Annotated in this window: 18 protein-coding genes and 4 tRNA genes; 16 read left to right on the forward strand and 6 right to left on the reverse strand. The window is 40.3% G+C overall.

Annotation, left to right across the window (positions count from 1 at the left end; all coding sequences use genetic code 11):
• Position 1: 1 nt before the first annotated feature.
• From HS960_RS17580 to HS960_RS17595, 4 genes are all read left to right on the forward strand, one after another.
• Complete coding sequence (locus tag HS960_RS17580) at positions 2 to 1,054, forward strand: TerC family protein (protein ID WP_153847496.1); 1,053 nt, start codon at positions 2 to 4, stop codon at positions 1,052 to 1,054.
• Positions 1,055 to 1,321: 267 nt separating this feature from the next.
• Positions 1,322 to 2,509 carry a C1 family peptidase gene (locus HS960_RS17585; RefSeq protein WP_153847497.1) on the forward strand — a complete coding sequence of 396 codons (1,188 nt, stop codon included), beginning with the start codon at positions 1,322 to 1,324 and terminating at the stop codon, positions 2,507 to 2,509.
• A 111-nt stretch (positions 2,510 to 2,620) separates the two neighbouring features.
• Entirely contained in the window at positions 2,621 to 3,859 is a 1,239-nt protein-coding gene (locus HS960_RS17590; protein ID WP_153847498.1) for a thioredoxin family protein, read from the forward strand.
• Positions 3,860 to 3,912: 53 nt separating this feature from the next.
• Entirely contained in the window at positions 3,913 to 5,151 is a 1,239-nt protein-coding gene (locus tag HS960_RS17595; RefSeq protein WP_182330264.1) for a thioredoxin family protein, read from the forward strand.
• 130 nt (positions 5,152 to 5,281) lie between these two features.
• On the opposite strand, the gene HS960_RS17600 is transcribed toward HS960_RS17595, so the two are convergent.
• Complete coding sequence (locus HS960_RS17600; RefSeq protein ID WP_182330266.1) at positions 5,282 to 7,405, reverse strand: prolyl oligopeptidase family serine peptidase; 2,124 nt, start codon at positions 7,403 to 7,405, stop codon at positions 5,282 to 5,284.
• Between the two features lie 238 nt (positions 7,406 to 7,643).
• On the opposite strand from HS960_RS17600, the gene HS960_RS17605 reads away from it, so the two are divergent.
• From HS960_RS17605 to HS960_RS17645, 9 genes are all read left to right on the forward strand, one after another.
• The gene (locus HS960_RS17605; RefSeq protein ID WP_182330268.1) at positions 7,644 to 9,812 is read left to right on the forward strand and encodes a M1 family aminopeptidase; all 2,169 of its coding nucleotides are present in this window, start codon (positions 7,644 to 7,646) and stop codon (positions 9,810 to 9,812) included.
• 59 nt (positions 9,813 to 9,871) lie between these two features.
• A complete protein-coding gene (locus HS960_RS17610; protein ID WP_120333599.1) occupies positions 9,872 to 10,627 on the forward strand; it encodes a UDP-2,3-diacylglucosamine diphosphatase in 756 nt (251 codons plus the stop codon).
• Positions 10,609 to 11,199, forward strand: coding sequence for a Crp/Fnr family transcriptional regulator (locus HS960_RS17615; protein ID WP_120333600.1), 591 nt, complete (start codon positions 10,609 to 10,611; stop codon positions 11,197 to 11,199). The genes HS960_RS17610 and HS960_RS17615 overlap by 19 nt, the downstream gene beginning before the upstream one ends.
• A gap of 66 nt (positions 11,200 to 11,265) precedes the next feature.
• Positions 11,266 to 11,595 carry a DMT family transporter gene (locus tag HS960_RS17620; RefSeq protein WP_153847502.1) on the forward strand — a complete coding sequence of 110 codons (330 nt, stop codon included), beginning with the start codon at positions 11,266 to 11,268 and terminating at the stop codon, positions 11,593 to 11,595.
• 98 nt (positions 11,596 to 11,693) lie between these two features.
• Positions 11,694 to 12,767 carry a peptide chain release factor 1 gene (gene prfA / locus HS960_RS17625; protein WP_153847503.1) on the forward strand — a complete coding sequence of 358 codons (1,074 nt, stop codon included), beginning with the start codon at positions 11,694 to 11,696 and terminating at the stop codon, positions 12,765 to 12,767.
• A 73-nt stretch (positions 12,768 to 12,840) separates the two neighbouring features.
• A tRNA-Asp gene (locus tag HS960_RS17630) sits at positions 12,841 to 12,914 on the forward strand.
• 59 nt (positions 12,915 to 12,973) lie between these two features.
• Positions 12,974 to 13,050 (forward strand) — tRNA-Asp (locus HS960_RS17635).
• A gap of 31 nt (positions 13,051 to 13,081) precedes the next feature.
• Positions 13,082 to 13,155: transfer RNA gene (locus HS960_RS17640), tRNA-Asp, on the forward strand.
• 25 nt (positions 13,156 to 13,180) lie between these two features.
• Positions 13,181 to 13,257, forward strand: a tRNA-Asp gene (locus tag HS960_RS17645).
• Between the two features lie 64 nt (positions 13,258 to 13,321).
• On the opposite strand, the gene HS960_RS17650 is transcribed toward HS960_RS17645, so the two are convergent.
• The 3 genes from HS960_RS17650 to HS960_RS17660 all read right to left on the reverse strand — a co-directional run bounded on the left by HS960_RS17650 (position 13,322) and on the right by HS960_RS17660 (position 19,115).
• Positions 13,322 to 13,543 carry a (4Fe-4S)-binding protein gene (locus HS960_RS17650; protein WP_088160155.1) on the reverse strand — a complete coding sequence of 74 codons (222 nt, stop codon included), beginning with the start codon at positions 13,541 to 13,543 and terminating at the stop codon, positions 13,322 to 13,324.
• Positions 13,544 to 13,605: 62 nt separating this feature from the next.
• On the reverse strand, positions 13,606 to 14,847 hold the full coding sequence (locus HS960_RS17655) for an MFS transporter (protein WP_182330270.1): 1,242 nt from the start codon (positions 14,845 to 14,847) through the stop codon (positions 13,606 to 13,608).
• 221 nt (positions 14,848 to 15,068) lie between these two features.
• Complete coding sequence (locus HS960_RS17660) at positions 15,069 to 19,115, reverse strand: glycoside hydrolase family 2 TIM barrel-domain containing protein (protein WP_182330273.1); 4,047 nt, start codon at positions 19,113 to 19,115, stop codon at positions 15,069 to 15,071.
• Between the two features lie 384 nt (positions 19,116 to 19,499).
• On the opposite strand from HS960_RS17660, the gene HS960_RS17665 reads away from it, so the two are divergent.
• Complete coding sequence (locus HS960_RS17665; RefSeq protein WP_075990961.1) at positions 19,500 to 20,072, forward strand: RNA polymerase sigma factor; 573 nt, start codon at positions 19,500 to 19,502, stop codon at positions 20,070 to 20,072.
• 15 nt (positions 20,073 to 20,087) lie between these two features.
• Positions 20,088 to 21,203 (forward strand): S1 family peptidase, encoded by a 1,116-nt coding sequence (locus tag HS960_RS17670; protein ID WP_153847507.1) that lies wholly within the window; start codon positions 20,088 to 20,090, stop codon positions 21,201 to 21,203.
• A gap of 78 nt (positions 21,204 to 21,281) precedes the next feature.
• Here HS960_RS17670 and HS960_RS17675 read toward each other — a convergent pair whose 3' ends face one another.
• Positions 21,282 to 21,917 (reverse strand): peroxiredoxin, encoded by a 636-nt coding sequence (locus HS960_RS17675; protein ID WP_145331041.1) that lies wholly within the window; start codon positions 21,915 to 21,917, stop codon positions 21,282 to 21,284.
• A gap of 473 nt (positions 21,918 to 22,390) precedes the next feature.
• Between HS960_RS17675 and HS960_RS17680 the strand changes: the two genes are divergently transcribed.
• Positions 22,391 to 23,527, forward strand: a complete 1,137-nt coding sequence (locus HS960_RS17680; RefSeq protein ID WP_159730690.1) for an acyl-CoA dehydrogenase — start codon at positions 22,391 to 22,393, stop codon at positions 23,525 to 23,527.
• Between the two features lie 74 nt (positions 23,528 to 23,601).
• Here HS960_RS17680 and HS960_RS17685 read toward each other — a convergent pair whose 3' ends face one another.
• Positions 23,602 to 23,976, reverse strand: a complete 375-nt coding sequence (locus HS960_RS17685) for a hypothetical protein (protein WP_228280070.1) — start codon at positions 23,974 to 23,976, stop codon at positions 23,602 to 23,604.
• Positions 23,977 to 23,989: the final 13 nt, after the last annotated feature.

Raw genomic sequence — 23,989 nt, forward strand, 5'->3', positions numbered from 1 at the left:
AATGAGTCACGAATTAATGTTTTTTGGCGGATTCCTCATCTTTATTGCACTTATGCTCGCAATAGATCTAGGCTTATTCTCCAAAGGCGACAAGCCTGTTAGCCTAAAGATGGCTAGCATCATGAGCGCCATCTGGGTCTTATTCTCATTGGGTTTCTATTGGCTTCTTCGTCACTATGGATTTGAACTACACAACATCCATGACTTGGACCACCTTCAGGAAATCATTACCAAACACCACCATGATATTAAAATCATTCCGGGTGATTTAGCGGCGAGTCTCGAGCTCTACAACAAAAATCTTGGTCTGGAATATCTCACCGGTTACGTTGTGGAATATGCCCTATCCGTAGATAATATCTTTGTGATGGTATTATTATTTACATCTTTTGGGATTCCGGAGCGCTATTACCATAAAGTTTTGGTATGGGGAATTTTGGGCGCAATCATTATGCGTTTCTTATTTATTTTCCTTGGCGCTACCCTGATTGCTAAGTTCGGCTGGATTCTATATGTTTTTGGTGCTTTTTTGGTCTTTACAGGGGTAAAAATGTTTATCAACCGTAACCAGGAAGAAGAAGTAGATCCACAAAACCACCCAGTTGTTAAATTCGCTTCCAGATACTTTAAGGTAACACCAAAATTAGATGGCGGGCACTTCTTCCATGTAGAGAACGGAGTGAAATATATGACGCCACTATTTCTTGTATTACTGGTCATAGAATTTACGGATTTGATTTTTGCTGTGGATTCTATCCCTGCAATTTTCTCGGTTACCAAAGATGCCTATGTTGTATTTTTCTCCAATATTTTTGCCATACTTGGATTGCGGTCTATGTTCTTCCTTTTGGTCAATATTATCCACAAATTCCAATACCTCAAAGTCGGTTTAGCATTTTTGCTGGTCTTCATTGGTTTAAAGATGCTGCTGCATCACTGGTTGGCCGAAGTAGGTTTTACAACAACACATTCGTTGATCGTTATTGTCGGCATACTTGCGTTGAGTATCATTGCTTCGCTGCTTTTTCCAAAAAAGCCTTCACCGGCTGATTAAGCGATTATTGACAACCTACCGGTGGTCATTGTTCGACAAGAAACACCGGTAATCAGCGCTAAATTATAAACGACACAAAACACCATGGTCAGAAAAAATTTCTGACCATGGTGTTTTGTGTTATCGCTTCTTACATATCCTATTCTCCAACAAAAGATTAGCAAAAAAATAGTAGATTTTTAAGAACAATTATTTTACAGAGGAATTTACCTTACTAAATTTAATTTATTTAATTTAGCACCACACTAAATTAACAAAATACTAACAATGAATTGGAATAAAACTATTGTACTAGCTGCTTCACTTTTCGCAGCTTCATTCCAAGTACAAGCACAAGACAATTTGATCAATGCACTAAAAGCAAATCAAAATGACAATAGCAAATCTGGATTTACATTTACTGAAGTTATCAATTTAGGTAACACATCCATCAAAAACCAAGGTTCATCAGGCACTTGTTGGTCTTATTCAGGTAATTCTTTCCTGGAGTCAGAGATGATCCGTATGGGTAAAAAACCAGTTGAGATCTCCCAAATATATACTGCGCGCAATACGTACTTAGATAAAGCACGTACTTATGTTCGCCTTCATGGTGGATTGTCATTGGGTGAAGGTGGTCAATTCCATGATGTTTTGAACTCATTCCGTAAATACGGTACAATGCCGCAATCTGCTTACACAGGTCTTCACTACGGTACTACACGTAACAACTTTGGTGAAATGACAAATATGTTGGATGCGATGTTAGGAGCAGTAGTAAAAGGCAAAACATTAACTCCAAACTGGGAGAAAGCATATACCGCAGCGATGGATTCTTATCTTGGGGAAGTACCTGAGAAATTTGATTACAACGGTAAATCCTATACACCACGCACTTTTGCAGATCAGGTAATCGGTATCAATCCGGATGATTACGTAGGTATTGCTTCGGTAAGTGACCATCCATACTACAGCCAATTCGTATTGTTGATTCCTGACAACTGGTCATTCGACCGTTTCTATAATGTTAAGATGAACGATTTAACGGACATCATCGACAATGCTTTACAAAAGGGTTATACTGTAGCTTGGGCAACTGACGTATCAGAAAAAGGGTTCTCTTGGAAAAATGGTGTAGCTTATGTACCAGAAAAACCTTTCGAGGAAATGACAGATCAGGAAAAGTCAACGATGTTTGTTGGTCCTAAACCAGAGTTAAAAGTAACAGCGGAAGAAAGACAAAAAGCTTTCGACAACTGGCAAACTACAGATGACCACGGTATGCATATTGTAGGTCTTGTAAAAGATCAAAACGGAAAAGAGTATTACATCGTTAAAAACTCTTGGGGCACAACAAATGACTATCATGGTTATTTATATGCATCAAAAGAATTTGTACGTTATAAAACAACTTCTTTGATGTTACATAAAGACGGTCTAACAAAAGATTTAAAATCGAAGATAAATATCAAATAAGCGATTTATCCGTCCACGAAAACACCTCTGAAATTAATACTTCAGAGGTGTTTTTGTTTTCAGATTAATTTAATAACTTAAACATAATTATGAATCTTTTGTTGAGTGAGTATGAGAAGTATAATCGCGTTATGTCTTACAATTTTATTCGGGAATTTGGCTCAGGCCCAGACTAAGGGGGTGAAATTTGTAGAAGGGTTGAGTTGGAAGCAAATAAAGGAGCGGGCACAAGCTGAGAACAAGTTTATCTTTGTAGAGCTATTTGCAACCTGGTGTGGCCCTTGCCAATATATGAGCAATGAGATCTTTCCCTTAGAGCAGGTGGGGCAGCCAATTAATCAGAACTTCATTAGTGTCAGGGTACAAATGGATTCCACAGAGTCCGACAATGCCAATGTCAAAAAATGGTATGCCGATGCGCGTGCTATTTCCAATGAATACAATATTCAATCCTTTCCCACATTTCTTATCTTTAATCCCAATGGGCAAGTGGTACACCGAATTGTCGGTGCAAGTGATGCTCCCGAATTTGTCGGTCATGTGATGGATGGACTATATCCCGAAACACAGTATTACACGCTGTTAAAAAAATTCGAGAAAAGACCTCAAGATATTTATACAGCCAAGCAGATGCTGAAAGCAGCGAATATCGCTTACGATGAAAATACAGCACGAAAGGCAGAAAATACTTTAGCAAATTCGTTGGGCACGGATGAGTTATTCAAAAAAGAAAATGTCCATATTTTATTGGCGGCTGCCAAATTCACCAATTCAAAAGCTTTCAATCTTATTCGCAACAATAAAGAGAAAATTGATATTCTATTAGAGTCACCAGGTATTGCCAACCGCACACTGGCAAATGTTGTCGTCAACGAATTATTTCAGATTAAAATAGATGCCAAACATGAACCCAACTGGGATAGTTATCAAAATGAACTTGCTGCAAAATATCCAGACATCGATTTCGTCCCGATGTTCAAGAAGATAAAAGCACACTATTACCTTCAGGTGAAGAATTATATAGCCATGAAGAATACCATCAATGATTACCTTTCGTCAGAAGATTTTACTCCACACCAATTAAATACCTTTGCCTGGACTATTTTTAACAATAGCAGTGATGCTGCATGTATTGAATCCGCGTTAAGCTGGAGCAAGAAATCCATCATTGAAGATCCAAGCAGTGCATTCTTGGATACCTATGCAAACCTACTCTATAAGAAAGGAGAAAAAGAAAAAGCCATAAAGTGGCAAAACAAAGCTATTGAAATGGCCAGTGAGGACGATCGTCCTATCTATCAAGAAACACTGGACAAAATGATGAAAGGAATAAAAACTTGGGAGAACTAACCTTATCCCGACCAATGTGAACGATTAAATTAAAAATCTAAAATACCGACATTATGAAAAAATTGATTTTAATGCTATTTCTAATTCCTACCCTACTATTTGCGCAAAGCGAGGGGGTCAAATTTGAGCATAGGCTCAACTGGAGTCAGATTAAGGAAAAAGCGGCTAAAGAAAACAAATTCATTTTTGTAGACTGTTTTACAACCTGGTGTGGCCCTTGTAAATATATGTCGAGTACCATCTTCCCACAAGCTAAAGTAGGTGATTTCTTCAATGCGAAGTTTATCAATGCAAAAATTCAGATGGATAAAACCAAGAATGACAATGAAGATATAAAATCATGGTACGAAGAGGCCGACCGTTTTGCCAAAGATTATAAAGTTAGGGCATACCCAACTTTTCTGATCTTTGATTCAAAAGGTACCCTTGTGCATCGTATCGTTGGTGGCGGTGAAGCGGACGATTTTATAGCGAAAGCACAAAAATCACTTGATCCAAATACACAATATGAAACGCTATTAGCAAAATTTAATGCCGACCCAACTAATGTAAACATTGCCAAAAGTATGGCTATGGCAGCCAAAGAAGCTTATGATGAAGAGACACAGGCAAAAGCGGAAGGAGTCGTATTAGCGTCCTTGACTACCGATCAAATCTTTACAAAGGAGAATATCAGTTTATTACTTTCGGCGGCGAATGTTGTCGATTCTAAGGCTTTTAATTTAATCAAAGATAACCCTGCTAAATTTGACGCCGTTAGTGAAAAAGTAAAAGCAAATGACTTCTTGTCCCAGCTGTTGGTTAGCAACGCCGTAAATACCAAAATCCGTGCAAAGGAAACGGTTGATTTCGCAAGCATAGAAAAAGAATTGGCGCAAAAATATCCAACTGTCAATACAGAAAAAGCAAGTCTCGAAATGCAACCACGTTATTACGGTTATACCAAAAATTACCCGGGCTTAAGAGATAGCTTCAATAAATATATTGCAAAATATGGGTCGACCATCACAGCAGCGGAATTGAACAACATGGCTTGGTCTATTTTTGAAAACTGCAATGATCCTGCCTGTTTAAAAGCAGCAGCGGAATGGAGTAAATTGTCCAATGAGAAAGAAAAAGATGCGCCGATGTATCTAGACACTTTTGCAAACATATTGTATCGCCTTGGAGAAAAAGAAAAAGCAATTAAAACGCAAGAAAAAGCGATTTCACTGATCACAGATGCTACCCAAAAAGAAGAATATGTAGCGACCTTACAAAAAATGAAAAAAGGTGAAAAGACTTGGCAATAAGAAGATATTCTAATCGTCGATGAATAAAAAAGCCGCGGTCAATAACTTGATCGCGGCTTTTTTATTCATTGCTCTACAGACAGTGCTTTGAACCAACAGATAATGCTTTGAGCATTGGAAAACTGTCTACTTATTTTAATTCTTTAACCCCCATATTCCAGAGCGCGAAAGCATATTTATCAACTGTACTATTGATCAGAACTTCTGTTGACCGTCCAGCGCCGTGGCCAGCTTTTGTTTCAATACGAATCAATACTGGGTTATCACACGCTTGTTTTGCCTGCAGTTCGGAAGCAAACTTGTAGGAGTGCGCCGGTACCACCCGATCATCATGATCTCCGGTAAAGACCATCGTTGCGGGGTAACAAACTCCAGATTTCACATTATGCACCGGAGAATATGCTTTCAGATAATCAAACATTTCTTTGCTATCACTGACCGTACCATAATCATAGGACCAACCTGCACCAGCTGTGAAGGTATGATAACGCAACATGTCCAAAACACCAACCTCAGGCAGTGCGACCTTGGCTACTTTGGGATCTATTGTCATTGTTGCCCCAACGAGCAAGCCACCATTGGATCCCCCCGATAAAGCAGTATACTCGGGTGATGTATAACCATTCTCCTGAAGATAATGTGCCGCGGCAATAAAATCGTTAAACACATTCAATTTATTGAACTGTCTACCGCCATCATGCCATTTCTGACCATACTCACCACCTCCGCGCAAATTCGGAACAGCATAAATACCACCATTTGCCAACCAAACCGCAACGGAAGTACTAAAGGCAGGTGTCAAGCTGATATTAAAGCCGCCATAACCATACACAATCGTCGGGTTTTTCCCATTCAAGACAATCCCCTTTTTGTACGTAATAATCATCGGAACCTTAGTACCATCTTTGGATGTGTAGAAAACCTGTTTCGATTCATACTGATCGGAATCAAATTTCACCTTAGGTTTGATATAAAGTGTAGACTGACCAGAATTTACGTCAAACTTATAACTTGAAGAAGGTGTAATGTAATTTGAAAAACCAAAATAGATTTCTTTTTCCTTTTTCTTACCCGAAAAGCCACTCGCCGTACCCACACCAGGCAATTCTATTTGCCGAATCTTTTTACCTGTATAATCATATTGAATCACAACCGAAACGGCATCTTTCAAATAGTTTGCAAAAAGATAGCCCCCACCTGTACTGATCGAAAGTACATTTTCAGTTTCTGGAATAACATCTTTCCAGTTTTCCTTCGCAGGATTCTTCAAATCAACTTTTACCAAACGGTTGTTGGCAGCCTTGTAGTTCGTCTCCAATAAGAAACTATCCCCAATATTGTCAACGACACCTGTATTGGCATCAAAATGATCTTGTAGGCAGACAATCTTGCTATTCGGCTGATGGAGATCCTGATAATAAAGTTCATTTCCCGTTGTTGTATTTGCAGCGGAAATAATCAGGTAACGTTGATCGTCTGTTAATGAAGCACCGACATAACGTCTCGGTGTTGCAGCACCGCCAAAAACCAATTTATCTGTAGATTGGGCTGTTTTAAGTTTATGGTAGTATAATTTATGTTGGTCTGTTTTTTCAGAAAGTTCAGATCCCTTCGGCTTATCGTAACTCGAGTAATAAAAACCATCGTTTCCTTTCCAAGCAATACCAGAGAATTTGATATCCACTAATGTTTCACCCACAGGCGACTTATCTTTGGCATTCAGTACAATGACTTTCCGCCAGTCCGATCCCCCTTCAGAAATAGAATAGGCGACTAAGCTCCCATCCTTTGAAAACGAAACATCGGCCAATGAAGTCGATCCATCTTTCGAGAATGTATTTGGGTCCAAGAAAACTTCTTCTGCTCCTCCCTCCCCTAGTTTACGGTAAAGGACAGCATGTTGCTGCAAGCCATTATTCTTAAAAAAATAAGTATACTCGCCTTCCTTAAACGGGGTTCCTATCTTTTCATAATTCCATATTTCGGTTAATTGATCTTTTAATTTTGTACGGAATGGAATTGCATTCAAATAGTCAAACGTCACTTTATTCTCCGCCTGTACCCAGCTTTTTGTTTCAGCTGAACGATCATCTTCCAGCCAGCGGTAAGGATCTGCTATCTTTTCACCCCAAAATTCATCCACGACAGTCCCTTTATTTGTCGTCGGATATGTCAACTGTTGTCCATAACCGGTCGTCGCCGTACCTGCCATACCTATCATCATTAGAATAAGGCCAAAATTTTTGTTTATCATAAAAAATCGTCTACTTGTTTCAACCAACCTAAGTTTTATTCACTTAGCATCTGAAAATTCAATTTGAGTTGAATATAAATAAATTTATCGATCTCTTATCTTAAAATATACGATACACCTGCATTTTTTCACTCACAACAACCTATCCAACAACATTATACACATATTTCTTCGCGGTATATTTTTATAGCAACCGAAATTTCTTTAGATTTATTTAAATCTTGAAAATATTACAACAATGTTAAAAAAAGTCATATATCTTTCTTTGTCAATTTCCATTCTTCAAATTGGAATAAGCGAAGCACAACAACTTTCCATAGATCAACAATATCGAGCCACTCCTACTAAGATCAACGATCTTGTCCACACCAAGCTCGATGTACATTTTGACTATACCAATCAATTCCTCAATGGAAAAGAGTGGGTTACATTAAAACCTCATTTCTACCCAACGGACTCCCTTCGCCTCGATGCAAAAGGCATGGATATCAAACAGGTTTCTTTGGTCAATGGCTCACAATTGATTCCTTTAAAATATACCTATGATGATCATTCGATACTGATTAAGCTCGACCGTAATTACCTTGCAAAGGAGCAATATACGGTATACCTCGATTACACAGCAAAACCCAACTTATTAAAAGTTCAGGGCAGCGCAGCGATTAACGATGCTAAGGGACTATATTTTATCAATTCTGATGAACGCGTGCCGAACAAACCTCGTCAAATATGGACACAAGGTGAGACTGAAGCATCATCAGCCTGGTTCCCGACGATTGATCGCCCCAACCAAAAGACTACAGCAGAAATCTCCATGACCGTTCTTGACAATTATGTAAGTTTATCGAACGGTGCATTGAGCAATCAACAGAAAAATAGTGATGGCACACGTACAGATACCTGGAAAATGGATTTACCACATGCCCCATACCTATTTATGATGGCTGTTGGTGATTTTAAAATCTATCAGGACAAATACAACAATATCCCCGTTGACTACTATCTTGAACCGAAATATGCGCCCTATGCCAAAGATATCTTCGGTAAGACACCAGCGATGATGGACTTCTACAGCAAGACATTGGGTGTTCCTTACCCTTGGAATAAATATGCGCAGATCGTCTGTCGCGATTATGTCTCAGGCGCCATGGAAAATACAAGTGCAACACTACATGGCGAACATGTACAAAAGACAAAACGCGAATTGTTGGACGATAATCAGGAAGGAACGATTGCGCATGAACTATTTCACCAGTGGTTTGGTGATTTGGTCACAGCAGAATCCTGGTCCAATTTGACCATGAATGAATCTTTCGCCACTTTCGGCGAAGTGATCTGGCGTGAGCACGACGGCGGTAAAGATCGTGGAGATAAATCCAGATTTGAAAAACTCCAGTCCTATCTCAAATCGACTAAAAATGGGAAAAGCCCGACTTTAGCCCGTTATCATTATCATGATAAAGAAGATATGTTTGATAATATCAGCTATGCGAAAGGCTCATTGATTCTCTATGCCCTAAAAGAGCAAATGGGTGATGAAGCGTTCTATCAATCGTTGAAAAAATACTTGACAGACAATTCTTTTAAAACCGGTGAACCACAACAGCTCCGTCTAGCGATGGAAGAAGTGACCGGCAAAGACTGGGCTCCGTACTTCAATCAATGGTATTACCAAGGCGGACATCCAATTTTGAAGATCACAACAAGAAACGGAGAGAACAGTGTCGTACTAAATGTAGCCCAAATTCAAGATTCTACGGTACAGACTTTCCAGCTTCCCTTGGCCGTCGATATCTACACCAAAAATGGGAAGATCAGACAGACCTTTCAACTCAACAAGCGGAATGCTCAATTTATGATTCCATTACCTGCTGCTGTTGAATTTATTGATATTGATCCCGAAAAAACACTCGTGGGTCAAATTCAAATCGATAAATCAGATGGCGACTATCTATATCAATATGAGCACGCCCCTTCATTTGCCAACCGCGTCGGTGCGATTGTCTATGCCTCAAAAAATCCGACAAATACCATCAGCCAGCAAATCTTAACAAAAGCATTGGCGGATACCGATGCGGATCTTGCTGCAACAGCGATTCAAGGTCTCGATCTAAGCAATCCCGCGGTTCGCAAGTCAACAGAAAAAACCATCCTAACACTTGCAGAGAAATCCGAAGCATCTGTTATCCGTGCCTCTGCGATTCAAAAGCTTTCACAGACAAAAGATAAAAAATACAAAAGTCTAATTTTAAATGCTGTAGCCGACAAATCCTATATGGTTATTGCAAGTTCAATCATGGCAATAAAAAGTGCTTATCCAGATCAACTTCAGCAGTCTTTGAAGCGCATTGATCCCGATGCTACGGAATATCTAAAAGCGCTCATCACCGAATTATCTAAATCATAGCAAAATATATTGTGGAGGCGAATTTTGTATTCGCCTCCATTTTTTTTAGTTTTGGCCACATGTCAACAAGAACAAAAATTTATTTTGCCTCCGACTTCCATCTTGGATCTTACCCCTTGGAACGTTCACGGGAAAGGGAGCTGCAAATTATACAGTGGCTGGACCAGATCAAAACAGATGCTGCACAGCTCTATCTTGTTGGTGATATTTTTGATTTCTGGTTTGAATATGCTACTGTTGTTCCAAAAGGCTATATCCGCTTTTTGGGTAAATTAGCCGAAATTGCAGATCTCGGCATTCCCATTACTTTATTTAAAGGCAACCACGATATGTGGATGTTTGATTACCTCAAAAAGGAATTAAATGTACGGATCATCGACAATGAGCTGGAGTTACAACTCAACGGCAAACATTTTTACATTCACCACGGCGATGGTTTAGGTTCGGGAGATTACAAATACAAGATACTCAAGAAAGTATTTCGGAGCCGTCTCTGTCAATGGTTATTTGCACGGTTGCACCCAAATCTCGGAATCGGAATCGCGACACGTTGGTCCAAACATAGCAGGCTTTCGAATAATGAGGACGAAAAGTTTCTGGGCGAAGACAAAGAATGGTTGATCGGTTATGCAAAGGAACTGGAGTCAACCCAACATCACGACTATTATATCTTTGGCCATAGGCATCTTCCCTATGATGTTGAGCTGAACTCCAATAGCCGTATTCTAAATTTAGGGGAATGGATCAATTACCATACCTATGCCGTATGGGATGGTGAAACTTTACGTTTGGAAAAATGGGCGAGCAAATCCTAATTTCTTTATCCGATTGCCTGAATGGTTATCACTTTCTAACGCCTGAAAGTGCTGCAAAATTGGAGCAGGTCAGTAAGAAAATCACGGCGAAAAGAAATAGCCTGTTGATCGAACAGGACAAAATTCAAAAAGACATCTATTTTCTGGCTTCAGGATTAGCCCGCGTTTACTACGAGACGGCCAACCGTCAGATTACCCTGGATTTTGTTTCACCCGGCGGAACACTCATATCGATGAATAGTTATGTCCATGATACCCCGGGTTATGAAAACATAGACCTTTTGGAAGATAGTGTTGTTTATCAGATAGACCAAAAGCAACTTTTTGACCTCTACGAAAGTGATATTGCCATTGCAAACTGGGGAAGAAAGATGGCTGAACTTGAGTTTATCAAGGCCGAACAACGAACCATGTCCAAGCTCTTTAATACTGCCCAAGAGCGCTATGCTGAATTACTTCAAAAGTACCCCCAATATATCCAACGGATCAAACTTGGTTACATCGCCTCCTATCTCGGCGTCAGTCAGGTTACCTTAAGCCGGATTCGCGCAAATATTCACTCAAATTTTTAACATTTGTAAAAATTATTATCGGCCAAAAGCTGGACCTTTGTACCAAAACAAAAAATAGAAAACAATATGAACTGGATATTTTTAATATTGGGCGGATTATGTGAAATTGGTTTCACCACGTGTTTGGGTAAAGCCAAAGATGCAACCGGGAATGGGCAATGGTTCTGGTATGGTGCCTTTGTCGTATTCCTATTTGCAAGTATGGGCTTATTGATCAAAGCCACACAGACACTTCCCTTGGGCACAGCTTATGCTGTTTGGACCGGAATAGGTGCGGTAGGTACTGTTTTAATGGGGATCATCTTTTTTAAGGAGCCAGCAGATTTCTGGCGCATATTCTTTATTTTCACGCTGATTGCTTCCATCGTAGGACTAAAAGCAGTTTCCTCTCATTAATAGCAGGCTAGGTTGTTTAAAAGCAACAAAATTTCCTTACTTTTGTACACTCAATAGTAATCTAGGTCATACATTCCTAGAAGAAGCATTTTTGATATATGTTAGACAAATTACAAGCGATAAAAGAAAGATGGGAAGAAGTGGAAGCTGAATTGAGCAACCCTGATACCATGCAAGATATGAAACGTTTTGCCAAATTGAATAAAGAGTACAAAGATTTGGGCAAAATTGTGGACCAATACCATATTTACAGAAATATGGTGAGTAATATTGATACCAATAAGGACATCATCATGAACGAGAAGGATCAAGAACTTCGTGAGATGGCAAAAGAGGAATTGGATCTTTTATACGTAGCAAAAGAAGAAAAAGAAGAAGAAATTCGCTTAATGCTTATTCCGAAGGATCCTGAAGATGCGAAAAATGCCATTATCGAAATTCGTGGTGGATCAGGTGGTGATGAAGCAGCCTTATTTGCGGGCGACCTTTACCGCATGTACACACGTTATTTCGAAACCAAAGGCTGGCGCAACGAAGTAATGGACGTTACTGAAGGAACTTCTGGCGGTTACAAGGAGGTGATCTTAAAAGTTATTGGCGATGATGCTTATGGTCAATTGAAATACGAATCAGGCGTTCATCGTGTGCAACGTGTTCCTGACACGGAGACACAGGGCCGTGTACATACTTCTGCGGCATCTGTTGCAGTTCTTCCTGAAGCTGAAGATGTCGATGTTGAGATCAATCCGGGTGATATTGAATTACAGACATCCCGTTCAGGTGGTGCTGGTGGACAAAACGTCAACAAGGTAGAAACAAAAGTACAGTTGACGCATAAACCAAGTGGCATTGTTGTTGTTTGTCAGGTAGAACGTTCCCAATTAGCCAACCGTGAGTTAGCGATGGAGATGTTGCGGAACAAACTTTACGAGCTCGAGTTGAACAAAAAGAACGGCGACATCGCTGCAAAAAGAAAAACTTTGGTTTCTACAGGAGACCGTTCGGCAAAAATTCGTACATATAACTACCCACAAGGTCGCGTAACGGAGCACCGTATTGGAATGACGATGTACAACTTACCGGCAATTATGGACGGTGATATTCAAGGAATTATCGATGCATTGCAGTTTGCTGAGAATGCAGAGAAGATGAAAGATGGCCAAGTAGATTAGTTTTTTTTCAAAAAATCTTTGCAGATACGTAAACAAACGCTATATTTGCACACCTTCTGAGGAGAAGGGTTGAGGTCTGGTAGTTCAGCTGGTTAGAATACATGCCTGTCACGCATGGGGTCGCGGGTTCGAGTCCCGTCCAGACCGCTTCAAAAGAGAGAGAAATCTCATACGTTCTTTAACAAAATAAGTTTTTAAGATTTTTAGGTCTGGTAGTTCAGCTGGTTAGAATACATGCCTGTCACGCATGGGGTCGCGGGTTCGAGTCCCGTCCAGACCGCCAAAAATTATTAAAAACAATCCTTAAGATTTTAGGTCTGGTAGTTCAGCTGGTTAGAATACATGCCTGTCACGCATGGGGTCGCGGGTTCGAGTCCCGTCCAGACCGCTAAAATTTTAAAAACACAATTGTTGGTCTGGTAGTTCAGCTGGTTAGAATACATGCCTGTCACGCATGGGGTCGCGGGTTCGAGTCCCGTCCAGACCGCCAACAAAAAAAAGCATCATTTAATTATAAATGATGCTTTTTTTTTGCCTAAACAATACACCAGTTATTATTTTTTTAATTCGTACTGAAGAGCTCCCGAAGGACAGTGCTTGATCTGTTCAATCAATTCGGCCGTACTCGCATTTTGGGCCGTGACCCAGGGCTTATCTTTCGGATGATACACATTCGGCAGACTCTTTACACAAACTGCAGCATGTACACAGCGTTCAGGTATCCAAAGGACGGTTATCTCTCCATTTGGATGTGGATATCTAACTATTTTTTCCATAATTCCATCTCTCTTTAGCAATTCATATTTTAAGAACTAATAACGATAAAGACAATTTTGTTTTAAGAAACAGCGCGTCGTTTTCTGATCATATTACTCACCCGATAGACCATAAAAATACCCACGATGGAAAGTAGAATAACAATCATCCCCAATGTCGGGTAATGCTCCAAGGGGCTTTCTTTTGTTTCTTGGACAATGATCACACCAGCCATTGAAGCTGCCACTCCACCAGCCAACTGTTGTAATGATGAACTGATACTCATAAATGCGCCCCTATCTTTCATCTCCGGAACAGCAGTGATCAAAGCCGAAGAAGGTGTCATCCGGCTCAAAATGCCCGCCATCATCAAAATGTTCAAGATAACAACGATATAAAATGGCGTAACACCTAGGTTCGTATAGATAAATACGACGACCATAAGCCAAAGGGAAGCGAAAGCGAAAATCTTAAACTTATCGTAACGGTCACTCAATTTCCCTACAATGGGCATAATAATCAAGGATGCGATACCCGATATCATAAACAACATCGGTAGCTGTTCGTGGCTTACTTTTAGATTATTTACTGCAAAAGCACTTCCAAACGGCATCATCATATATCCCCCGATCGAAAGCAAAGCTGTTGCCATAAAGCCGATCCGATACTCTCGCTGTGAAAAAGTCAACCAAAGATGTTTTAACGCAGATTGATGTTTCTGAAGGCCTATATGCGCTGTAATAGGAACGAGCTTGGCCGCTATGATAACGACAATAATCAAAGCCATCACTGCAATCCACAAAAAGGCGCTGTGCCAGCCCCAATTGTTTGCAATATATAATCCTATGGGAATACCCAAAACCTGACTTGCACCAAAGCCCATCTGGACAAAACCCATAACACGTCCGCGCTGTTGGAGTGTAAAGATATCGGTAATAATAGCCATAGAAATTGAACCAATAACACCGCCAAACAATCCCGTGACGATTCGGGCAACGACCAAAGTCCCGTAATCGTTGGCAAAACTACAGCAGAATGTTCCGATGATAAATCCAGTATAGAAAAACAGCAACAGTTTCTTCCGGTCAAAACGATCGGCAAACCCGGCAGTCAGCAAGCCCGAAGCCCCCGCGCTAAAGGCGTAGGCCGAAACCGCAATACCAAATTGAGCCGGTTTGAGATCTATGGCTTTCATCAGGATATCCCCCATCGGTGACATCACCATAAAATCGAGTACAACCGTAAACTGTGTCATTGCCAATAAAAACACCACAAGTTTTTGATATGCCGTAAAGGGCGCGTTATCAAGTTTATTTATTTCCATACTGTTCAGATTGCCTCGGTTTAAACTGGTCTAAAAATACAGAAGTGCGCGAACATTCTTTGTAATATGTTTGCAAAATTATCGCTCAAGATTCTATCTTACCTGTTTAGGCTAGACAATCAATCGTTTCTGTCAATCGCTATTTGAACATAGCATAGGGTCGCTAACAAAAAAGCCAGCACCTGTGACAGGTGCTGGCTCAATATGCGATATAAAGCAAATTATTCAGCTATAACAGCAAATTCAGCTCCGGAAGCATAGTCGTCACCACGCTGTGAGTTAAGTCCTGTAAAACGGATATAACGTCCTTTAACAGGCGTTTCGAATCGAACAGTTTTTAGTTTTTTATTCCGTTCAAAAGATCCTGACATCACATCTTCCCAGTTCTTCCCATCTTTACTCACCTGAATCTTATAATCCTTGATATCACCATTGGGTCCATCCTGTCTTGGCAGAAAAGTGAAGCCCTTGATTGTTTTGCTACTTCCAGCATCAAAATCAACCCAATGTGGATACTGTGCTACGGTAACCGAATACATCGTATGCCAAATCGAGGAAGGATCTCCATCCAAAAGGTTCTTAGCATCACCTTCGCCAGTCTCTTGACTTGAAGCAAAAACAACTTCCATTGGAATAGTTTCGATTTTAGTGTATTGCTGTGTTACCTTTAATTTTTCATTATGCTGATACCAAGCCGTTACTGTACCGCCGGCGCGTAAATCAAAAGGCGCTTTGTAGACGCTTGCTTTCGCATTGTTCAAACTGTATACAACAGGTTCATTCTCATTACCTGACAAAATAGAAACTTCACCGTTTGAACTTCTTGCCAAAGAAATTGGCGCATCGCCTGCAGTCGCTACCTGAGCCTTCTCCATCATATCATTATTCTGAATCGGTCGGATAATAAAGCCCATAGACGTTGGCACTGCTTTCACACGGTCTTTTTCCAACGGTGGCCCTTGTCCACAGCTATTACCGCCCAATCCTGTTACCGCCGCATCTAGATGCAGATGTACACCTGAACTTTTTGGCAATTGATAAGGGTGCGGTGCAAACGTCAGTTCGAGCTCACTATATTCCAAAGCGGAAGTTGCTAAATGATTTTTTGCAACAAAGATAGCTCCTTGACCATTATTGTTTGTTAATGCTGTCCAGCGCACATCCTCGTTATTGCTCATATTTTGCGGATTAGGCCATGGCACAAACTGATCTTTTACGGTGCTTTTGTGCAATTCAATAAATTGAGCAGTCTTGCGATCAGCATAATTGTTGATCGGTCCGCGGCCATAATAACTATAGTTGCTATATTCAGCCGGTAATTGCAAAGAATAGCCCAATCGAGCTAACACGACACTCGCATTATTGGATGTAATACTTGACGACAATTCAATAGAGCCATCCTTATAGATTGTCCAGATCTGATTGCTTGTAAATTTAAAATCATCCTTACCAAAAGGCTTATCTGTATGCTCTTTAAGGGTATACGTTCCCGAAGTTCCCCCCAACAAAGACGCACCATATGGAGCTTGTGATTCAATCGTAAACGCCAATACAACTGTTCCATCCTTCTTGGTATAACTGTTTGAAGACAAAACCTTATGTTTCAGGTTATGCAATCCTTTTTCAAACCATTGTTGGTAAGCCCAGTTGTCATTGTCAACCGGAGCACGTAGTGCATCTAATTTGGGTCCTTCACCATCGCGAATGATCTGTTTACCAGCATAGATTAAGTTATATAGCGACCCTGTCTTATTATCAAATTTGGCAGTAAACTGTTGTCCTTTCACCACCTGCAAATCACCTTCTTTGGAAAGCAACGCAGCCTCTCCGTGTGCCACAGATGAAATCAACGGTTTATTTTCAGCCGCTTTTACAAACAGTTGTTCCTCCATTTGTACAAAACCTTTGGCTGCCCAAGGTCGATCCGTATTGAGAATAAACTGTACTTTTACAAAATACTCCGATCCCGCATCTAACTGCGCATAATTTATCGGCAATACAAGCTGCTTGCGTTGGCGCGCCTTAGGCAAATCTGTTGCACTGATTGTACCCGTGCTATTTTCCACCTCTACCCCATTTTTATATAGCGACCATTGAACCTGATAATCGGATAGATCCTTAAAATAATTTTTATTGAAAAGCTCAATTTTCCCTTGTTGAATATCAACAGCTTTTACACCGGCATTTTGGTACACTTTCTTTACCTCATAATACTGTGGCTTAGGTTTCATATCGGCAAAGATCAACCCGTTATTGACAAAGGTTCCATCATTGGGTTTGTCTCCAAAGTCGCCACCATAGGCTAAGAAGCGTTCGCCGGTCTTTTTATCATAATAATACATGGCCTGATCAATCCAATCCCAGATGGCACCGCCCATAAAAAAGTTGGTCGATTCGATGGCTTCCCAATAATCTATAAGGTTACCAACGGCATTCCCCATGGAATGTGAATATTCCGAAATATGAAATGGATATTTCAATTTGTAGGTACCTTTTACCGCTCCTCTTACCCAGTCTATCGAAGGATATTGGTTGGACCCCATATCAACGATTGTATTGTTACGCTCGTATTGAACAGGTCGTGACGTATCAATTTTCTTGATAGCCTGATAGGCGGCCACGAAATTATCACCCGGACCGGCTTCGTTTCCTAAAGACCAGATCACAACAGCCGGATGGTTGATGGTCGAATGCACCATCTCGATATTACGGGCTACATGGGCATTTTTCCATTCAGGAACATGAGAAAGAGACTCTTTGCCATAATAATACTCATGACTTTCGATATTGGCTTCATCTTCAAGATAAATTCCATATTTATCGCATAAATAATACCAATAAGCAGGTTCTGGATAGTGCGAATTCCGGACATGGTTGATATTCGCCCGTTTCATCAATTTCACCTCAGCTTCCATCTGCTCTCTGGTCACTACCTTACCATGTTCAGGATTGGTCTCATGACGGTTGACACCTTTCAGTTTCACCGTCTTGCCATTGACATAATAATAACGTCCGGCCAAGCCAAATTCATCATCAGCAGCCTTGGTGTCTTTAATCTCAACCTTTCTAAATCCAACGTAGGTAGAAATAGTCTCTATGGTTTTGTTCTTTTTATCCTTCAATTCAGCTACCAAAGTATACCGATATGGTAATTCGGCAGACCATTTATCTGGATTTTTAACGTTCAACGTTGCTGCGATGCTATTGGAAACTTGATCATCCAGGGTTGGCACAGCAGAAGAGGCTTCTGTCTGGTCAACAAGGGTATTCTCGTCACTGTATAGCTTATTTTTATAAAGTGAATAAACAACTTTATACCCTTCAGCCTTCTTATTCCCTAGATTGCGTACAGTACTCGTAATTTTTAACGAACCATTTTCGTAATTGCTATCCAAGTCTGGAATAGCCGCTAAATCGCGAATCTGAACTTTTGGCGTTGAAGTCAGAGAAACATCCCGAAATATCCCGGGCAATCTAAACATATCCTGGTCTTCCAAAAAGGAAGCGTCCGAACTGCGGTAAACTTCAACAGCCAACACATTTTCAGCACCCTTTTTTAAGTAAGGTGAGATATTGAAAGAAGCGACGTTTCTTGAATTTTTTGAAAATCCGACATATTTGCCATTTATCCACAGGTAGAAAAAGGAGTCTACACCATCAAAATTGATAAATACCTCACGACCGTCCCAATCAGTAGGTACTGTAAAATTGCGTCGGTACGATCCCACTTCATTACGGTAGACATAAGTTGTCCAATCTTGGGCTGGTGTTCGCATGACTCCACCGCGCCAATCATCGACCTTTACTTGATGATGAAAGATCACACGTTGGTTGGTATAAATAGGTACACCATATTTTAGGCTTCCATCCTTCTGTATACCATAAATATTCCAGCTCATCGGGACTGGAACAGATTCCCAGGCACCAACATTATAACTAGGATCATAAAAGTCCTTTGGTCGCTCTTCCGGAGTCTTTACCCAGTTAAACTTCCAAGATCCATTGAGCGAAAGCCAATAGTTACTATGCTCGGGAAGTACTTTTCTTGCACTTTCTACGTTCTGAAAGGAGAAGAACGAAGCATGTGGCAACTCCTTATTAAGTGATAATAATTGAGGCGATTCCCATTCATTCCCTTTTGGAGCCACTGCAGCTCCATACTGGAAACCGTCGATAGATGGCGTAATCGTTTGCCCTATCGCAACGGTAGTGTCCAGCGACAGCAATGAGGCTAGAATCGTTGAAAAAATAACAGAGTTTCTTAACATAATGTAATTAAGCAATTTAGTCCAGGAAATCAAATGTAACTTCATTTTGCAGTAATAACAAGCAGATTATTAAAGCACTCGATTGCGAAACTTTTTCGATACAAAAAAAGATCATATAGAACGTTAAAATCGTCCCATAAGATCTTCTTTCGAGAATTGTACATAAAACAAAGCAAAAACATAAAAAATAGAGGCGGCGAAAAATCACTATTTCCTCCCAAAAGCAGCTGATTTCAATAAAAAACAAATGCTTTCGGTTTCAAGGAATAAGCCTTATTTTTGGGGATAGATTTCGCTTTAAACAAATAAAAGTTTACGTTTGAAAATATTTCGAAGAATTTTATTTTTCAAAGGGTTACAATTTAAGCATTAAGGTATTAATAGGTGAGTAAATTCAGTAAATCAGTCCTGCTAGAAAATGATGAGCAAATCATTGAAGGCATCAAAGACGGCAACAGCTTGGCGATAGATGCTATCTATAAGCGGTACTATCCGTCTATAAGCCATATGATCTTGCAAAACAATGGAAGTGAGGACGAAGCGAAAGATATTTTTCAAGAAGCTGTCATTGTGCTCTACGATAAAGTTTCCAAAGGGAACTTTGAGCTCAGCAGCAAACTAAAAACATATCTTTACTCGATTTGCAGAAGGCTTTGGCTTAAGCAACTCAATCGTGCTGGTTTTGGCAATAGTGACATTCGCGGTTATGAAGATTCCTTATTTGAGGAAGAAGATCTTCAACAGCATCAAGAACTTGAAAAAAAGTTCGATCAAATGGAGCTTGCCTTAGAGAAAATGGGAGAACCTTGTAAGACAATCTTACATGATTTCTACATCTTAAACCATTCGATGCAGGACATCTGTGAAAAATTTGGTTATACCAATACAGATAATGCCAAGACTCAGAAGTATAAATGCCTACAACGGCTGAAAAAAATATTTTTTTCAACAGATTAAAACTAGTGTAACACCATGGGAACAATGAATCAAAAAGAATTTTTCGAATTAGCAGACCAGTATCTTCGCGGCGAATTATCGGCCGAAGAAAATGCTGCATTTGAATCTTTTTGTGCTGATCAGCCCTCCTATGCTGCCCAATTACAACAACACCGGGAATTTGTTGCCAATATGAAAGAAACTAGTCAACGGCTGGATTTCAAAAATGCATTAGCGCAATCAGCAAAAGAATACCATAAAACCCAAAACAAACCCGCAAAGGTCGTTCCTATAAAACAATCAACGGTAATTTCACTTTGGGAACGCATCAAAGCAAGTTCTTTGGTGGCTGCAGTGGTAGCGGTATTTGCAGTATTTGGCACATTATGGCTGAGCGGTTATTACAGCAACCTCGAGAAAGCTTCTTCCGATTACAGTGCATTACGTAGAGACATGAACAATGTCAAAAAGAACGTCAACGCTCACAACGCTGCAATCAGGGATATCAATGACAAAAAATCAGTAAAAGGTACCGAAAGCCAGTTTGGCGCAACAGGATTTATGTTGACAACAGATGGCTATGTCGTCACCAACTACCATGTCATCAGTGGGGCTGATTCGATCTATTTACAAAATAGTAAGGGCGAATCGTATAAAGCACAAATCGTACATACCGATCCAAGCAAAGACTTGGCTATTTTATACATTGCAGATAAGACCTTTAAGAAAGCTAAAAGCTTACCTTATACATTCAAAACATCGACTTCAGATCTTGGCGAAGATATTTATACGATCGGCTTTCCTCGTGACGAAGCAGTATATGGTCAGGGATACCTAAGCTCATCAACAGGTTATGCCGGCGATACCATCGCTTATCAGATCTCCGTGCCTGTCAATCCAGGTAACAGTGGCGGTCCGGTATTGGATAGCAGAGGTAATGTGATTGGTATTATTTCCGGAAAACAACGTGGCATCGATGGTGCCGCCTTTGCAATCAAAACGAAATCAATCTTGAATGCTTTAGCGGACATCCCAAGTGATTCACTGGTTACTGGTCTTAAGATCAACAAAAAGAATAGCTTGGCAGGTTTACCAAGAACAGAACAAATCAAGAAAATGCAAGACTATATCTACATGGTTAAAGTCTATTAGGACGCATTTATAACTTATAAAAAAAGGCAACGTTTTCCCAACGTTGCCTTTTTTTATCCCTTAATACAAGCCTAATCCTTACAGATTAGGTTGTGGCGTCGTCCTCAAATACGGTTTGATCTCCTTAAACCCTTTTGGAAATTTAGCAGGAATATCTTCTGTCTTTATCGCTGGAACAACAATAACATCTTCACCATGCTTCCAGTCAGCAGGCGTAGCCACTTGATAATCGGCTGTTAACTGTAAAGAATCAATGACTCGTAAGATTTCATCAAAATTACGACCTGTTGATGCTGGATAAGTCAACGTCAATTTGATCTTTTTGTCAGGGCCAATAATAAATACGGAACGTACGGTCACTGTTGCGGAAGCATTTGGATGGATCATATCGTACAATTCGGATACATGATGATCTTCATCAGCGATAACCGGGAAATTCACTTCGGTATTTTGCGTTTCATTGATATCCTTAATCCAATTCAAGTGATCGTTTACATTATCGACGCTTAGCGCAATGGCCTTCACACCTCTCTTGTCAAATTCAGATTTCAATTTTGCAGTACGGCCCAACTCTGTTGTACATACCGGCGTATAATCTGATGGGTGCGAAAAGAAAACGACCCAGCTATCTTTGATATAATCGTGAAAGTCTATTTCACCAATGGTTGTTTGCGCTTTAAAATTTGGCGCTTCATCCCCTAATCTTAAACTCATAATCTTATTTTTTAAATGTGTTTAAATCATATAGTCTACAAATATAGTAGATTAAATTTAGCAAACAAGTAATTCTTCAATTTTTTAAATTAAGATGAAAAAACTAAACTTAATCCAATTGAAAGTAAGGATTTTACACCTATAAACAAAATGGAAAATCAACATGATCCTTTATGTTTATCCCATGGAGAGGTTGACTTCCCTCTGCAAATACGTCTCCAGATTAAACGAGACTAGATGCCCTATCCAGCCCATTATTCACCAAAAAGTTTATTATGATTAACTAAAGTAGTATAAAAAGTAATTTGCCTAATTACTATGCTTGCATAATATATATTTTGTATATTTGAGTATGGTGATACACCAATCTCATAAAATGATTGTGAGTTGGGAGAAAACTTTTTGACAGCAAACCTTATTAGATATATAAGTTATCGGCTTGGTAACTGACGAACCAAAAAAACTGAAATGCCATGAATTTTGAATTAAGCGAAGAACATAAAATGATCCGCGACGCAGCGCGGGAATTCGCCCAGGAGCTAAAGGCTGGGGCAATCGAGCGCGATGAAGCCGCAAAATTTCCAACAGATTTTGTCAAGCAGATGGCCGAATTAGGATTTATGGGTATCATGACCCCCGAAGCTTATGGTGGAGCTGGCATGGATACGTTGGCCTATGTTCTTGTTCTCGAAGAAATTGCCAAAATTGATGCCTCTGCGGCCGTTATTGTATCCGCCCACAATTCCCTGGTATTATATGGACTCAATGCTTTTGGTACAGAGGAGCAAAAACAAAAGTACCTAGTTCCTTTAGCGAAGGGCGAGAAACTTGGCGCTTTTGCGTTATCAGAACCTGAAGCCGGTTCGGACGCCTCCTCGCAACACACAACCGCCGAAGATAAAGGAGATCACTATCTACTAAATGGCACAAAAAATTGGATCACCAACGGTGGCCATGCCGATATCTACCTTGTCGTTGCACAGACACATCCTGAAAAAGGCCACAAAGGAATCAATGTATTGATCGTTGAAAAAGGGCTGACGGGATTTACCATTGGTCCTAAAGAAAACAAATTGGGTATCCGCAGTTCTGATACCCATTCACTCCTATTTTCCGATGTTCAGGTTCCTAAGGAAAACCGCATCGGAGAAGATGGCTTCGGGTTTAAATTTGCCATGAAAACACTCGATGGCGGTCGTATCGGCATTGCAGCACAGGCCTTAGGAATTGCTGCCGGTGCTTATGATCTCGCTTTGGCTTACTCAAAAGAGCGAAAGACCTTTGGAAAACCAATTTCGGACCATCAGGCCATACAGTTTAAATTGGCCGATATGGAAGTCGATATCGAGGCAGCTCGACTTTTGACGTATAAAGCTGCCTGGACGAAAGACCAGGGACTTCCTTACGGTAAAGAAGCTGCCATGGCCAAACTACATGCATCGGAAGTCGCCATGAAACACACCGTAGAAGCTGTACAGATCCACGGTGGCTATGGTTACGTAAAAGAATATCACGTCGAAAGGTTAATGCGCGACGCAAAAATCACACAAATCTATGAGGGGACCTCTGAAATCCAACGTCTGGTGATCGCCCGCGAGATTCTGCGCTAAGCTGTCAGTCATGCTATGAACCCAAAAAGTGTCTAACTTTTTTGTGGCATTGCATGACTGACAGCTTTTTAAATTTAAAGGCTCTTCAACTTGTTATCGATCATGGCAAGATATTGATAATCCTGAAAGGCAAAGCTCGCCGTTTCGGCCATCGCCAGATTCAAAATAAACTTTGCTTTGCGAAGTAAATTCTCCTGATTACCATCTGTAGCATTCAAACCGTCAAACAAAAAGGTTAAAGCCAATGGATGTAGTTGCTGTATTTGAAGATCTGTTTTGAGATATGCCGAAAGCTCGCTTTCGGAAAGATTTAAAAAATAGGCCCTACTCTTTTCGAAGAATTTCTCATAAGCATCTTCAAACACTGCTGGATCAGTCGGCTCCGTAAAGGCATCATGGCCTTCTGTCCAAATGCGAAGAAATTTACCAATTTCTTCGATCCAATTCATCAATACATCTTTT

The organism is Sphingobacterium paramultivorum (assembly GCF_014109745.1).
Taxonomy (GTDB): domain Bacteria; phylum Bacteroidota; class Bacteroidia; order Sphingobacteriales; family Sphingobacteriaceae; genus Sphingobacterium; species Sphingobacterium paramultivorum.

Excerpts from the sequence above, each read along its gene's own strand:
- HS960_RS17580 (WP_153847496.1), top strand. The coding sequence starts at position 2 with ATGAGTCACGAATTAATGTTTTTTGGCGGATTCCTCATCTTTATTGCA.
- HS960_RS17585 (WP_153847497.1), top strand. The coding sequence starts at position 1,322 with ATGAATTGGAATAAAACTATTGTACTAGCTGCTTCACTTTTCGCAGCT.
- HS960_RS17590 (WP_153847498.1), top strand. The coding sequence starts at position 2,621 with ATGAGAAGTATAATCGCGTTATGTCTTACAATTTTATTCGGGAATTTG.
- HS960_RS17595 (WP_182330264.1), top strand. The coding sequence starts at position 3,913 with ATGAAAAAATTGATTTTAATGCTATTTCTAATTCCTACCCTACTATTT.
- HS960_RS17600 (WP_182330266.1), bottom strand. The coding sequence starts at position 7,405 with ATGATAAACAAAAATTTTGGCCTTATTCTAATGATGATAGGTATGGCA.
- HS960_RS17605 (WP_182330268.1), top strand. The coding sequence starts at position 7,644 with ATGTTAAAAAAAGTCATATATCTTTCTTTGTCAATTTCCATTCTTCAA.
- HS960_RS17610 (WP_120333599.1), top strand. The coding sequence starts at position 9,872 with ATGTCAACAAGAACAAAAATTTATTTTGCCTCCGACTTCCATCTTGGA.
- HS960_RS17615 (WP_120333600.1), top strand. The coding sequence starts at position 10,609 with ATGGGCGAGCAAATCCTAATTTCTTTATCCGATTGCCTGAATGGTTAT.
- HS960_RS17620 (WP_153847502.1), top strand. The coding sequence starts at position 11,266 with ATGAACTGGATATTTTTAATATTGGGCGGATTATGTGAAATTGGTTTC.
- prfA (WP_153847503.1), top strand. The coding sequence starts at position 11,694 with ATGTTAGACAAATTACAAGCGATAAAAGAAAGATGGGAAGAAGTGGAA.
- HS960_RS17650 (WP_088160155.1), bottom strand. The coding sequence starts at position 13,543 with ATGGAAAAAATAGTTAGATATCCACATCCAAATGGAGAGATAACCGTC.
- HS960_RS17655 (WP_182330270.1), bottom strand. The coding sequence starts at position 14,847 with ATGGAAATAAATAAACTTGATAACGCGCCCTTTACGGCATATCAAAAA.
- HS960_RS17660 (WP_182330273.1), bottom strand. The coding sequence starts at position 19,115 with ATGTTAAGAAACTCTGTTATTTTTTCAACGATTCTAGCCTCATTGCTG.
- HS960_RS17670 (WP_153847507.1), top strand. The coding sequence starts at position 20,088 with ATGGGAACAATGAATCAAAAAGAATTTTTCGAATTAGCAGACCAGTAT.
- HS960_RS17675 (WP_145331041.1), bottom strand. The coding sequence starts at position 21,917 with ATGAGTTTAAGATTAGGGGATGAAGCGCCAAATTTTAAAGCGCAAACA.
- HS960_RS17680 (WP_159730690.1), top strand. The coding sequence starts at position 22,391 with ATGAATTTTGAATTAAGCGAAGAACATAAAATGATCCGCGACGCAGCG.
- HS960_RS17685 (WP_228280070.1), bottom strand. The coding sequence starts at position 23,976 with ATGAATTGGATCGAAGAAATTGGTAAATTTCTTCGCATTTGGACAGAA.